11 protein-coding genes and 1 pseudogene are annotated in these 12,791 nt (G+C 69.2%); 3 read left to right on the top strand and 9 right to left on the bottom strand.

The window, feature by feature from the left end; translation table 11 throughout:
* Nucleotides 1-130: 130 nt before the first annotated feature.
* From hpt to dacB, 5 genes and pseudogenes are all read right to left on the bottom strand, one after another.
* Complete coding sequence (gene hpt, locus AC1RS9_RS06000) at nt 131-682, bottom strand: hypoxanthine phosphoribosyltransferase (RefSeq protein WP_144694260.1); 552 nt, start codon at nt 680-682, stop codon at nt 131-133.
* Between the two features lie 73 nt (nt 683-755).
* Complete coding sequence (gene tilS, locus AC1RS9_RS05995) at nt 756-1,817, bottom strand: tRNA lysidine(34) synthetase TilS (RefSeq protein ID WP_312295457.1); 1,062 nt, start codon at nt 1,815-1,817, stop codon at nt 756-758.
* Entirely contained in the window at nt 1,814-2,869 is a 1,056-nt protein-coding gene (locus tag AC1RS9_RS05990; RefSeq protein WP_062256020.1) for a zinc-dependent metalloprotease, read from the bottom strand. The genes tilS and AC1RS9_RS05990 overlap by 4 nt, the downstream gene beginning before the upstream one ends.
* Nucleotides 2,870-2,960: 91 nt before the next feature.
* Nucleotides 2,961-3,134: pseudogene (locus tag AC1RS9_RS05985) on the bottom strand (ferritin); the annotation flags it as partial.
* A 781-nt stretch (nt 3,135-3,915) separates the two neighbouring features.
* Nucleotides 3,916-5,313, bottom strand: coding sequence for a D-alanyl-D-alanine carboxypeptidase/D-alanyl-D-alanine endopeptidase (dacB, locus tag AC1RS9_RS05980; protein ID WP_131941693.1), 1,398 nt, complete (start codon nt 5,311-5,313; stop codon nt 3,916-3,918).
* 126 nt (nt 5,314-5,439) lie between these two features.
* Between dacB and AC1RS9_RS05975 the strand changes: the two genes are divergently transcribed.
* Nucleotides 5,440-6,030: an inorganic diphosphatase gene (locus tag AC1RS9_RS05975; RefSeq protein ID WP_006943947.1), complete on the top strand. Its 591-nt coding sequence runs from the start codon at nt 5,440-5,442 to the stop codon at nt 6,028-6,030.
* 315 nt (nt 6,031-6,345) lie between these two features.
* Entirely contained in the window at nt 6,346-7,578 is a 1,233-nt protein-coding gene (locus AC1RS9_RS05970) for a CapA family protein (protein WP_492920818.1), read from the top strand.
* Nucleotides 7,579-7,614: 36 nt separating this feature from the next.
* On the opposite strand, the gene AC1RS9_RS05965 is transcribed toward AC1RS9_RS05970, so the two are convergent.
* Nucleotides 7,615-8,883, bottom strand: coding sequence for a TerD family protein (locus AC1RS9_RS05965; RefSeq protein ID WP_131941697.1), 1,269 nt, complete (start codon nt 8,881-8,883; stop codon nt 7,615-7,617).
* 38 nt (nt 8,884-8,921) lie between these two features.
* Nucleotides 8,922-10,310 (bottom strand): MFS transporter, encoded by a 1,389-nt coding sequence (locus AC1RS9_RS05960; protein ID WP_131941699.1) that lies wholly within the window; start codon nt 10,308-10,310, stop codon nt 8,922-8,924.
* Between the two features lie 323 nt (nt 10,311-10,633).
* Here AC1RS9_RS05960 and AC1RS9_RS05955 point away from each other — a divergent pair, with 323 nt between their 5' ends.
* Nucleotides 10,634-11,563, top strand: a complete 930-nt coding sequence (locus tag AC1RS9_RS05955; protein ID WP_253184159.1) for a bile acid:sodium symporter family protein — start codon at nt 10,634-10,636, stop codon at nt 11,561-11,563.
* A gap of 88 nt (nt 11,564-11,651) precedes the next feature.
* On the opposite strand, the gene AC1RS9_RS05950 is transcribed toward AC1RS9_RS05955, so the two are convergent.
* Together AC1RS9_RS05950 and AC1RS9_RS05945 are read right to left on the bottom strand one after the other, a co-directional pair.
* On the bottom strand, nt 11,652-11,804 hold the full coding sequence (locus AC1RS9_RS05950) for a hypothetical protein (RefSeq protein ID WP_171969913.1): 153 nt from the start codon (nt 11,802-11,804) through the stop codon (nt 11,652-11,654).
* Nucleotides 11,805-11,807: 3 nt separating this feature from the next.
* Nucleotides 11,808-12,779 (bottom strand): hypothetical protein, encoded by a 972-nt coding sequence (locus AC1RS9_RS05945; protein ID WP_143181503.1) that lies wholly within the window; start codon nt 12,777-12,779, stop codon nt 11,808-11,810.
* Nucleotides 12,780-12,791: the final 12 nt, after the last annotated feature.

Raw genomic sequence — 12,791 nt, 5'->3', positions numbered from 1 at the left:
AGATGCGTCTCGATAGGACAGTGTGACCCACTGAACGCGCCGCTGCGCCGCGGGTTCGCGCACAGCGCAACCGTGCGTCGTCCGGCGCGGCCGGTGGCGACGCCGGCGTCAGCGCCGCGAGGACGCTCGATCAGGAGTACACGTGCGGCGCGAGCGTGCCGATGTCGCGCAGGTTGCGGAACTTCTCGTCGAAGTCGAGCCCGTAGCCGACGACGAAGGAGTTGGGGATGTCGAATCCGACGTACTTGCAGTCGATCTCGACCTTCGCAGCCTCCGGCTTGCGCAGCAGCGTGCAGATCTCGACCGACGCGGGGTTGCGCGACTCGAGGTTGCTGCGGATCCAGCTCAGCGTCAGGCCGGAGTCGATGATGTCCTCGACGATGAGGACGTGGCGGCCGGAGATGTCGGCGTCGAGATCCTTGAGGATGCGCACGACGCCGGAGCTCTTCGTCCCCGAGCCGTAGGAACTGACGGCCATCCAGTCCATCGGCACCGAGCCCGGCAGCGCTCGCATGAGGTCGGCCATGACGAGGATCGCGCCCTTGAGCACGCCGACGAGCAGCACGTCCTTGCCCTCGTAGTCATGCCAGATCTGCGCAGCGAGCTCTTCGAGCTTCGCGTGAATCTGTGCCTCGGTGAACAACACGTTCTCGAGGTCGTTTCCCATCTGGGAAGAGTCCATCACCGGCTCCTCGTCGTCTCTGCCGGTCTTGCCGGCGCTCGCCACCACGCGTGCTCGCGGGCGGCCGTCCACGTCATTCTCCCTTGCGGCGTGGGCTGATGATCATCTCGCCCCCGACGCGTCGAACCTCAACGCTACCCGGGACATCGATCGGCCCCTGCCCCGACCAGGCGACGAGCAGCCGTTCGACGTCGAACAGGTGCCCGCTCGACAGTTCGGCGTCGCGGGCGCCGTGCAGGACCAGGAGCCGGCGCAGCGCACGGATGCGCAGCGCAGGGTCGAGCCCGACCAGCGCTACGACGCTCCACGTCGCTGGCCAGGCGCGCGAGTCATCGGTGCCCGCGGAGCGCGCGAGCGCCTCGTCGGTGAGGCGGTCGAGCAGGTCGGCGTCGCGGCCGGCGGCCGCTGCCGTGCGGAACAGGCTGCGGCGCAGTGTCGGTGCCGCGAGTTCACGTTCGAGTGCCGCGAGGGTGTGGCGCGCGCGCACCCGGCTGAAGGCCGGGTCGTCGTTGTGCGGGTCGTGCCATGGTTCGAGGCCGAGCGCTTCGCAGGCGAGCTCGGTGTCGACGCGCCGCACCGGCCCACCTGGCACGATCTCGGGGCCGAGCAGGAACGGTCGCAGCAGGCGCGCACGGTCGGCGCGCATGCCGGCGAGCGCTCGGGTGCCGCTGCCGCGCATGAGGCCGAGCAGCACCTGTTCGGCCTGGTCGTCGGCCGTGTGCGCGAGTACGGCGCGCGCCGCGCCCACTGCGTCCGCGACGTCGAACAGCGCTCGACGACGGGCCGCGCGGGCCGCCGCTTCGAGCCCTTCCGGCGCGTCCGCGTCGACGATGACGGCGACGGTGCGCACGTCGTCGTCCGCGAAGCCGAGCTGGTCGACGCAGGCGCGGCGCGCGCGTTCGGCGACGTCCGCCGAGCCCGCCTGCAGCCCGTGGTCGACGATGACGACGTCGACCGCGACGCCCTGCTTCGGCGCCTCGAACGCGAGGGCCGCGGCGAGCGCCATGGAGTCGGCTCCCCCGCTGACGCCGGCGACGACGCGCCGCTCACCCGCGGCATCACTCGAGAACGTGCGCTGCAGCGCGGTGCGGACGGCGAGGCGCGTCAGAGCGACGCTGGGGTGCGGGCCACTCATCGGAACAGCGACCCGTGGATGCGTTCGACCCACAGCTGAGGGCGCTGGATCTCGGCGGGCGTCGGCAGGTTCTCGGGGGCGGCCCAGACGGCGTTGAAACCGTCGATTCCCACCTTTTCCTGCACGCCGCGCACGAACGCTGCGCCGTCACGGTACTGGCGCATCTTGGCCTCGAGGCCCATGAGGCGTCGCAGCAGCTTGTCGATGTTGCCGAGACCGGCGCGGCGGTCGCCGAAGCGGGCGCGGATCGTCTCGACGCTCGGCACGATCTGCGGGCCTACGTCGTCCATGACGACGTCGGCGTGGCCTTCGAGCAGGGACATGACGGCGGCGAGGTCGGCCATGCGCGTGCGTTGTTCGGGGGTGGCGAAGATGTCGCTCAGCCCCATCGAGCCCTCCTTGAACGCCTCGGGCACACGTTTGGCGATCTCGCCGACGCGCGTCGCCATCTCCTCGGGCGTCGGCGCCATGTCGACGAGCAGGTCTCGGGCGGCGCTGACGACGTGCTCGCGTAGCCAGGGCACGGCGGTGAACTGCACGCGGTGCGCCTCTTCGTGCAGGCACACCCAGAGGCGGAAGTCGTGCGGGTCGACGTCGAGTTCGCGTTCGACCTGGACGATGTTGGGCGCCACGAGCAGCAGCGACGGCGTGCCGCCGGGTGCGATGTCGTACTGACCGAGCACCTTGCTCGACATGAACGCCATGAGCCCGCCGATCTCTCCCCCGCTCACCTTGGCGGTGATGGCGCGCGCGACCGGCCCGGCGGCGCGTTTGGCGGTGATCTTGTCGACGACGGGCGCGATCATGCCGTCGAGGGAGGCGATGTTGACGTCGACCCACGCGCTGCGGTCGACGACGCGCACCGCGCCGATGTCGTCGGGCGTGACGAGCTGCGCCGTCTGCGCGACTGGATCGTGGGCGCGGCAGGCGGCGTCACGCAGTTCGGCGACGGCGTCGCTCGCTTCGGCGGCACTGAGGCGCGGGCCGCCGCGATGCAGTTTCTTGCCCGTCGTCGCGGCGAAACGCCAGTCGATGTAGCTCGGTTCACCCATGCTGCTCACGCTACCGCGCGGCGCTGACAGCCCCTTGACGGTCGCGAATCGCCCGGCGTCGAGTCCGAGAGCCCACGACGGGGCGGCACGCTCAGACCTCCGTCGTCTTGACGGGGCGGGCGCCGAGTTCGGCTTCGAGACGGAGCAGGCCGGGACCGTCGCCGTCGATGAACTTCAGACGCCCGACGATCTGCGAGACGGTGGCTTCTTCCTCGATCTGCTCGAACGGGAACCAGCTGAGCAGCGGACGGGAGTCGAGGTCGCCGATGTGAGCCCGCCACCTCGACGGACTCCATCGCGTGACGCCCAAAACGGTTCGCGCACCGAGGTCAGTCGACGGGCCAGCGGTAGGGCGTGAGATCCCGTAGAGAGGCGACGTCCGTCGCCGTCACGAGCACCTCTACGTCGAGGTTGTTCGGTGAGAGCTGTTGCACCGTGGCAGCAAGAACAGCGGCCAACGGCGAGCACGATCCCCGCCGAAGTCACTGTGAGCGTCAGGGTCGTCGCCTATGAGGCGAAGCACTGCTGCGCGGCTTGGCGACCGATGCCGAGGGCGGCGCCGATGATGGCCGAGGTGACCGGAGAGGCGCCCATGGTGGCGCTGGCGCCATCTCGTTCGGGCGACCCGTCGAGGTGCCGCCCCATCGGGTGCTACGTCGCCTCGTCAGCGTTGGCCGCGACCTACCGGAAGGACCGTCATGACGTCTGAACCCATGAGCGCGCAGCAGGAATACGACTTCTATGCCGACGCAGCCAACCAGCAGCCCCAAGGCGCGCCTCGTCGGCGGAAGGGAACGGCTGAGCACACCCGTTCCGGTCCGCTTCCCACCCGAGCTGCTCGAAGAGGTCAGGAGCGCCGCTCGAGCTGACGATCGGTCGGTCTCGGCTTGAATCCGCCGAGCCGCCGAGCCGTCGAGCACGAACTGCGCCGAAGCGCCTGAGCGGTGCGTCCGTTCTGGCAGCCTGAATCCACGGTCAACATGAGCGGCGACGCGACAGCCGGCGATTCGACAACGCATGCTGCCGAGCGTCAACACGTGCTGAGTTCAGGGCAGCTTCGTCAACTCGGTGACGAGGTGATCAACGGCCGTCTTGGCGCCGATGGCGCCGTCGGAGAACGTGCCGTTCGTCGTCACCGCGAACACAAGGGGGTGGCCGCTCTTCGTCGTCGCCAGGCCCGCCAGCGATGACGCGTCAGGCAACGACCCGGTCTTCGCCCGCACGAGACCGGCGCCGTCCTGCGACTCGGCGCGCATGTATCGATCGTGCAGGGTGCCGTTCCACGCCGAGACCGGCAACCGCTCGATGACGCGCGCATACGTCGCATCCTTGCCCGTCGATGCGCGCGTCAGCACGTCGCCGAGCACCCGCACCGGCAGCGTCGTGCCCGACGACAAACCGCTCGTGTCGACGAGCTTGACGCCGCTGACGTCGACGCCCTCACGCTTGAGCACCGACGTCACCCACGTGCCCCCCGCGGCCGAATCGCCGTGCACGCCGTCGAGCGCCGCAGCCTGACGGGCGAGGGACTCAACCATCGAGTTGTCCGAATCCTGCAAGGCGAGCCCGAGCAGGTCGAGCACCGGCGCCGACGTCACCGACCCGAGCTGCTGCCCCGCCGCCGGCTTCGTCACGTTCTTGCCGTACGTCGCCGTGATACCGCGCTTGCCGAGCTCCTTGACGAATGCCTGCGCGGCGTCCTTCGTCGGGTCGGCGACGGCCGGGGTGCGGTTGTCGGCGCGCTCGGAGGCGAGCGCCAAGGTCGTGATGCGCGCCGTGAAACCGTAGCCGAACAGCGCGTCCTCCCACCCCTTCGCCTTGTTCGGCCCGGGCGCGTAGGAGGTGTTCGTGTCGACGGTGACCTTCGTGACGCCCTGCTTCTTCAGCGCCGCCGCGCTCTGCGCCGCGAGGTCGCCGAGGCCTGCGCGGCCGGCGACCTTCGTCGCATCGCCCACCCCCTCGGCGAGGGTCATGTCACCGCCGGCGACGAGCTCGAGGGTGCTGCCCTCGAGCGTCGCCCGCGTCGTCAGCCCCTTGTCGAGGTCGAGTTCGCTATGGGCGATCGCGAAGGCACTCGCGAGCTTCGTCACCGACGCCGGCGTCGTCGCCTTGCTCGAATCGTGTTCGTAGAGAACAGTTCCCGTCGACGCATCGCGTACCGTCACCGCCGTCGGCGAACCGAACCACGGGTTCTTCAGCGACGCCTCGACCGACTTCTTCACCTCGTTCGCGCTCGGCGCGGCCCCGACGCTCGCCGACGGCAACGACGCCGACGCGGCCTTCTGCAACGGCTCATACGTCTTGCCCTCGACCGTCACGGCCTTGGGGGTGTTCGTCGGCGCGAGCGTCAGGACGCCGGGCACCACGTCGTACGCATCGAGCGCGCCGTACCCCGCGAGCGCCGCCACGAGCGCACCGCTGACGGCCCACGTCCGCTTCTTCATCGGGGCACCACCTTAATCGCGTCCTGCTGCCGCGCCATCGCACGTCGATGACGAGTTTTTCATCCGCGCCCCGGTACGGAACACTAAGGAACGACCATTACACCAGCTATCCGGAGGGCACGAACCATGGAGTTCGACGTCACCATCGAGATCCCGCGCGGCACACGCAACAAGTACGAGGTCGACCACGAGACGGGCCGCATCCGCCTCGACCGCATCCTGTTCACCGCGATGCACTACCCGGCCGACTACGGCTACATCGAGGACACCCTCGGTGAGGACGGCGACCCGCTGGACGCGCTGCTGCTCATCGACGAGCCGACGTTCCCCGGCTGCGTCGTGCGCGCCCGCGCCATCGGTGTCTTCCGCATGGTCGACGAGGCCGGCGGCGACGACAAGATCCTGTGCATCCCCGCGGGCGACCCGCGTCAGGACCACGTGACGGACATCAAGGACGTCTCCGACTTCACGCTCAAGGAGATGTCGCACTTCTTCGAGACGTACAAGGCGCTCGAGCCGGGCAAGTCCGTCGAAGAGGGTTCGCACTGGGTCGACGCCGCGGCCGCGCAGAAGACCGTCGAGGAAGCGCTCGAGCGCGCCAAGGCCGAGGGCATGACGACGGCGCGCTGGGCGATGCCGGGCCACGACGCCCACGAGACCGAGCGCTCCATCGACAAGGCACCCGGCGACTCCCAGGCCGAGAAGCCGACGAAGTGACCCACCCCTGAGCGTCACGCTCAGCGACGCCGCAGCCCCCGTCCGAGTTCGGACGGGGGCTGCGGCGTGTTCTGGCTCTTGGGCAGGGTTGACGATGCGAGATGAGATCCGACGTGGTTTCGGCAGCGTCAACCAACCTGCGCGAATGTGGACGTAGATCGCCGATGTGGACATGAATCGCAGGGGCGCAGGCGGGTCTGCGCGACCTGCGGGGGCACGAGAGTGCTGCGTCACCGGAACGCCTTCAATTGCTGCTGCGGCGGTCAATACCCCGTCTATCGTTGGCACATGAACCAGGGGGCGAGGAACCACGGCATGCGGAAGGCCGCGACAATGCTCGCGGTGGCCATGACGTTGAGCGCGGCGGCATGCTCATCGAACGACGACGGATCGAAGAGCAGCGGGTCGTCAGGCGCCGGGTCGTCCAAGGCGTCAGGGGCCAGCGGTTCTCAGGGCGCCTCGGGCGCGTCGTCGGCGCAACCCGGCTCGTCGAACGCGCCGGGCCTCGCGGCCGGCAAGAGCATCGACATCGGTGGTTCGGGCGACATCCTCGTCCACGTGCCCGTGCGCGACGACGCCGCGCACAATGCGGCGGCGAAGGGCGCGAAGGGCTACGACTTCGACCCGATGTTCGCCAACGTCACCAAGCCGATCAGTGCGCTCGATCTCGCGATCTGCCACATGGAGACGCCGCTGTCGACGACGAACACGAACCTTTCCATCCCCGCGACGCTCAGCTTCAATGTCCCGCACGAGGTCGCCGGATCGTTGAAGCGTGCCGGGTTCGACGGCTGTGACCGCGTCGGCAACCACGTCATCGACCGCGGCATCCAGGGCGTCGGCGAGACGAAGAAATCGCTCGACGACGCGGGTCTGAAGAACCAGGGCCCGACGCCGACGCCGAGCACCGGCCAGAGCGCCGTGATGTACGACGTCAAGGGCGTCAAGGTCGCGCAGCTCGCGTACTCGTACACGACCGGAAACGCGGACGCCTCGAACACCGTCGTGCCGCCCGAATGGCCCTGGCTCAAGTATTGGCAGTTCCCCGTCGTCAAGGCCGAGGGCATCCTGGCCGACGCGAAGAAGGCGAAGGCTGCGGGCGCGGACGTCGTCGTCCTCAGCATGCACTGGGGCAAGGAGTACAGCATCCCGGCCTCCACCGAGCAACGCGAACTCGCAGCGAAACTGCTCGCGAGCGACGACGTCGACACGATCCTCGGCACGCATGTCCACGTGCCGCAGTCGTGCGAGAAGATCAACGGCAAGTACGTCGTCTACGGCATGGGCAACTTCCTGAGCAACCAGGGTCCGAGCGTCAATTCGAGCCTCAAACCGTCGACGCAGGACGGCATGATCGTCGACGTGAAGCTGACGAAGGGTGACGACGGCAAGGTGACGCAGCAGCTCACCTACCAGCCGACGCACGTCAACCTCGCCGGGCACGTCATCGAACTCGCGACGCCGACGAAGAACGCCGACGCCTACGGCCGTGTCAAGGCTGCGATGACGCAGCTTGGCAGCAAGTGCGACGCCACCCCCGCGAGCTGACTCGACGTGTCGCCCAGCTGAGCGAGCGCTCCACTCTCACTTGTAGAGGTTGAGCCCCCCGGCGTCCATGTGCACGGTGAGGTGGTCGTCGAGGACGGGGCGCAGTTCCGAGGTCGGCGCGGAGTACAACTCGAGCGAGTCGACGATCACCCCGTCGGGGCTGTTGACGACGATCCCCGGAACGCAGGTGTAGATGTTGTCGTGATCGCTCGCGTTGCTCGCGTCGATGCGGACACTCGTGCCGGCGCCGTTGTCGATCGACATGGACACCTGGTAGCGGCGAAACGACCCCGTGCCGTTCGATTGCGCCGAGTACACGACGGGCAGCACCGCCACGACCTTCGGGTTGAGACGGATCTCGATCGTCTCACTCGTCATCGGCGCAGGCGGGCTCTGCTTCTTGCGGCCGAACAGTCCCCCACCGGTGCGTGCCGTCCGTGCTCGTCCGACGTCGCCGAGATGCGTGACGGCGCCGTCCGAGGAGCGCTGCGTGGCATGGGGCTGCTCCTTGGTCCCGAACGTCGCGACCGTCTCGTCGTGGCCGTCGGCGTAGCGCACGAGAGCGAAGACGTCGTAGTCGGTGGCGGCCGGCCACTCGATGCGAGCCGTGATGACGGGCGACTTCTCGATCGAGACACGCTGCCCCTTCGTCAGGCTGATCGCCCCCGTGCGTTTGCCGAGATCGACCGGGCCGCTCGACGACGGCATCGGCGCAGCGGCAGGCGGCGCAGCAACAGGAGGCGCAGCCACAGGAGGCGTGGCGGGGAGCGGTCCAGCTGTCGAGGCGGCCGCGAGGGGCGTCTGAGGCGTGTCGTTCTCGACGCTCACGCCGTGCTCGCGCAGGAGCGCGGGCAGCCCGCCGTCCCATCCTGCGGAGACGTTGCGCACCTTCCAGGCGCCGCCTCGCAGGTAGATCTCGACGAGCACCGCCGCGCGCTCGCTCGTGAATCCGGTTGCGGTGACGGCGTACTGCTCACCGTGCGCGTCGATCGTGACGGCGAGCTGCGGGGACGAGGCGAGCGAGCCCGGCGCCGCGTCATCCATCGCGACGGCGACGGCGAGACGTTCGATCTGCGGCGGGAGCGCGGACAGGTCGACGGTGATGTCACCACCATCGAGACGCACCGCGCCCTCGGGTGAGCGGGGCTGGTTGTAGAAGACGAAGTCGTCGTCGGTGCGCACGACCCCGTCTGCGGTCAGTTGCAGCACCATGAGGTCGACCGTGCCCGGCTGGGTGCCGACGACCGTGATGGCGAGGCGGGTGCCGCCGAGGGGCGCGTTGGCTCCCTTGCTCAACTCGTTCATTCCGCCACCCTGGCACAGGCTCGCGACGGCGGAGGGGCTTACGCGCGGGTAGCACCTCGGTGTTCGGCCGCCCCGGCGCGCTCGGTGCGGCGGCGGGAGACGCCCGCTCGCAGGTGCGCGTAGTCGTCGTCGGCGAGGACGACGTCGTGGGTGCGGCGGCGGTAGTGCCACATCATCGCCAGGCCCAGTGCCCACACGAGGTACTGCACACTCATCGCCTTGCGGAACGCCTCGACGTCGTACGTCGCCGGGCCGCCGGGGGCGACGTGGTCGAGCACGAGGCCGATGAGGACGATGCACGTCACGGACGCGACGTAGCCGCCGACGTTGACGATGCCGTTGGCGCTGCCGATGCGTGCGGCGGGGTTGAACGAGCGGGCGACGTCGAAGCCGACCATCGAGCCTGGTCCGCCGAACGCCATTGCGATGCACAGGAGCACGAGCAACCACAACGGTGCACGGCCGGGCCACAGCAGCACGATCGTCCACAGCGTGATGACGGTGAGAACGACGGCGAACACGGCGACGGAGCGTCGGTGCGGGAAGCGGGCGGTGAACGTGCCCATGAGTGGGCTCGTGACGATGATCGTCACGACCATGATGCTGAGCAGCGTGCTGGCGGCACCCTCGGACAGGCCCTGCCCCTTCGTCAGGAACGGGAAACCCCACAGCAGCATGAACACATTCATCGAGAACTGCGCGGTGAAGTGCGCCCACAGGCCGAGCTTCGTGCCGGGCTCGCGCCACACCTGCGCGAGTGTCTGCCCGACGGCGCGCAGGCGGATCGAGTCGCGGCGCTCGTCGTGCGTCGGCGAGTCGATGACGACGAACCACATGACGACGCCGAGGACGACGCCGAACGCCGCCGCGCCGAGGTACGTCGTGCGCCACCCCAGGCTGTGCAGGCTGACGGCGAGTGGGCCTGCCGCGAGGAGTGAGCCGAGCTGGCCGGCGAACCCGGTGATCTGCGTGACCATCGGCGCGCGTCGCACCGGAAACCACAACGCCGCGATGCGCAGGACGCACACGAAGATCATCGCGTCGCCCATGCCGACGAGGACGCGCGCGCAGATGCCCTGCGCGAACGTCGACGCGAACGCGAACCACGCCTGCCCGAGCGTCATCGTCAGCGTTCCGGCGGCCAGCAGCTTCTTCGAACCGAACTGGTCGAGCATCGCGCCGACGGGCACCTGCATGACGGCGTAGACGAGCAACTGCACCATCGCGAACGTCGCGAGTTGTCCGCTCGAGATCCCGAAGCGCTGCGCCGCGAGGATGCCCGCGACGCCGAGCGACGTGCGGTGGAACACGGCGAGGACGTAGACGCTCACCGCCGCGGTCCAGATCGCCCAGGCGCGTCGCCCACCGAGCGGGGCGACAAGTTTCGAGGTGGGCGTGTCAACGGGCGCGGCGGTGTGGGACGTCATGGTGACGCCAGTTTAGTTCGGTTCTCGATGTTGCCCGGCGTCGCTTCTACGCATGCGAGCGACCCCGCCGCAGCCACGATGCTCTGAGCGGGCCCCGGCGGCAACGCTTTTCGCGCACCTCCCACCTCGCACCGTCGGCACGGCTGGACCCGCTGCGTGAACATCGCCAACTGCTGTCGGCGCCCGCCTCTACTCTGACGAATGTGACGAACGAGCAGCACCCCACTCCCGCGACCACCGACTCGGTGACCACCGACTCAGCGACCACCCACTCGACGAGCGGCGCCGACGCCGTCGAGACGCCCGCGCAGCGTCGCGCCGCCATGATCGCGGTGACGGTGCTGCCGATCGTCGTCGTCATCGCCGGGTTGTGGGGGTACAACAGCCCGTCGACGTTCACGTCACACGCGTCGTGGGTGCCGTACCTGCTCGGCGTCGTCATGTTCACGATGGGGCTGACGCTGACGCCGCGCGATTTCGCCGCCGTCCTGCGCCGCCCGTGGGCCGTGCTCATCGGGCTGGCCGCGCACTACGTCATCATGCCGGGAGCGGGCTGGATCATCGCGCACGCACTCAACCTCTCCCCCGAGCTCGCCGTCGGGCTCATTCTCGTCGGCTGCGCGCCGAGCGGGACGGCGTCGAACGTCATGACGTTCCTGTCGAAGGGAGACGTCGCCCTCGGCGTCTCCGTCGCGACGGTCTCGACGCTCGTCGCACCCATCGTCACACCCCTGCTGACGGCGTTCCTCGCCGGGTCGTACCTGCACGTCGATGCGGGGTCGATGATGGTCGACATCGTCAAGACGGTGCTCGTGCCGATCGTGCTCGGCGTCGTCGTCAGGCTCATCATCCGTGACAAGGGCATACGCGCCATCGCGCCCGCGCTGCCGTGGATCAGCGCGTTCGTCATCGCGTGGATCGTCGCGATCGTCGTGGCGGGCAGCGCCGGAAAGCTCGCGAAGGTTGGCGGCATCGTCTTCCTCGCCGTCGTGCTGCACAACGGTTTCGGGCTGCTGCTCGGCTACATCGCGGCCCGGTTCGCCGGGCTCGACGTGAAGGCGCGCCGCGCGCTCGCGTTCGAGGTCGGCATGCAGAACTCCGGCCTCGCCGCGACGCTGGCCAAGGTGCACTTCTCGCCGCTGGCCGCGCTGCCGTCGGCGGTGTTCTCGGTGTGGCACAACGTCTCGGGCGCCATCCTCGCGGCGTGGTTCGCGCGCCAGCCGGTCGGCGAACGCGAGCCGTCCCAGGGCTGACACCGTCGGCCCGCGGGCGCGCCGGGCAAGTGCGCCCGGCCGTCTCCGTTCGTGCGTGCAAGCGCGCGACCACGGAGTTCGGCCGCCGTCAGGAGTGGTCGTGCCCCAACGTCTTCGCGGCTTTGTCGGCGCGGCTCTTCACGCGGGCGAGCAGCCCGACGACACCCGCCTCGAGGCAGGCATTGATGAAGACGAGGAACTGGTTGAAGTAGGCGTTGAGCAGATTGACGCCGCCGAGCATGAGCTACAGCGCCGCGATGCCCCAGCGGGCGCCGTCGGCGAGGCTGCTGCTGTCGTCACCGAGTCGTTTCACCGCTCGCCAGGCGAAGAACGCGGCGACGGTGCCGATGAGCGCGGCGACGCTCGCGGCCGTCCACGCGACCTTGCCCGGGTGGTCGCCGAGGAGACTGTTGTGGCCGCTGACGGCGTCCGGGCCGTAGGCCTGCCACAGCGAGTAGACGAACACGCCCGGACCGGCGAAGACACCGACGACAGCGAGCACGCCCAGCGCGAGACGGCTCAGCTTGCGCTGACGGCTCGGCGGCAGCAGCCGCTCCTCGACCGCGTCGAGACGCTCCATCATCCGCCCGACGCGACGCTCGTCATCGGGGACGGCCTGGCTTCGCGCCACGTCGAGAGCCTGCGCCAGCCCCTCGGCGATGGCGCGCTCCTGCCCCGTCGGCTCGTCGCGCCTGACGGCGTCGAGGTGACCCTCGATCGTCTCGACCTGGCTGCGCGTGAGCGGCCCGTCAGCCGCCGGTTTCATGAGTTCGAGCGCGGCGTAGAGGTGATTGCGAGCGTGGGGCGGCCGTTGCGAGCCCACCCGCATCGCGGCCACCCCGAGCGCCGCGAGAATCGCGTAGCACAGGGGCGCGGCGAGAGGGAAGAAGTAGTCGTTGTCCTTCGTGATGAACTTGCCGATCTCGTCGACGAACAACCCGATGCCGATGCCACCCGCGATCGAGGCGAACGCCGTCGCCCACCGATTGGCCAGGGACAGCACGACCGTCAACGCGATCATGAGCAGCAACCCACCCCACACGGCGTGTGCGATGTGGAAGATCTCGCCGCCAACCTGCGGGTAACCCGTCGCGAGCAGGTAGCCGCGCGTCACGAGGATCGTGATGACGGCGGCAACACTCATCCAGCCGACAGCGGTGCCCGCGCCCGCCTTCGTCACAGGGCTACGCGTCGGTTTCGTCGGCGGACTGGGCATGCCTTCACTCTG

It is taken from the genome of Dermacoccus sp. MPR-E5, assembly GCF_058809565.1.
This window is presented reverse-complemented; position numbering and strand designations above follow the sequence as displayed.

What these genes read in the sequence shown, in the direction of transcription:
- hpt (WP_144694260.1), bottom strand. Translation starts at nt 682, where the DNA reads ATGGACTCTTCCCAGATGGGAAACGACCTCGAGAACGTGTTGTTCACC.
- tilS (WP_312295457.1), bottom strand. Translation starts at nt 1,817, where the DNA reads ATGAGTGGCCCGCACCCCAGCGTCGCTCTGACGCGCCTCGCCGTCCGC.
- AC1RS9_RS05990 (WP_062256020.1), bottom strand. Translation starts at nt 2,869, where the DNA reads ATGGGTGAACCGAGCTACATCGACTGGCGTTTCGCCGCGACGACGGGC.
- dacB (WP_131941693.1), bottom strand. Translation starts at nt 5,313, where the DNA reads ATGAAGAAGCGGACGTGGGCCGTCAGCGGTGCGCTCGTGGCGGCGCTC.
- AC1RS9_RS05975 (WP_006943947.1), top strand. Translation starts at nt 5,440, where the DNA reads ATGGAGTTCGACGTCACCATCGAGATCCCGCGCGGCACACGCAACAAG.
- AC1RS9_RS05970 (WP_492920818.1), top strand. Translation starts at nt 6,346, where the DNA reads ATGCGGAAGGCCGCGACAATGCTCGCGGTGGCCATGACGTTGAGCGCG.
- AC1RS9_RS05965 (WP_131941697.1), bottom strand. Translation starts at nt 8,883, where the DNA reads ATGAACGAGTTGAGCAAGGGAGCCAACGCGCCCCTCGGCGGCACCCGC.
- AC1RS9_RS05960 (WP_131941699.1), bottom strand. Translation starts at nt 10,310, where the DNA reads ATGACGTCCCACACCGCCGCGCCCGTTGACACGCCCACCTCGAAACTT.
- AC1RS9_RS05955 (WP_253184159.1), top strand. Translation starts at nt 10,634, where the DNA reads ATGATCGCGGTGACGGTGCTGCCGATCGTCGTCGTCATCGCCGGGTTG.
- AC1RS9_RS05950 (WP_171969913.1), bottom strand. Translation starts at nt 11,804, where the DNA reads ATGCTCGGCGGCGTCAATCTGCTCAACGCCTACTTCAACCAGTTCCTC.
- AC1RS9_RS05945 (WP_143181503.1), bottom strand. Translation starts at nt 12,779, where the DNA reads ATGCCCAGTCCGCCGACGAAACCGACGCGTAGCCCTGTGACGAAGGCG.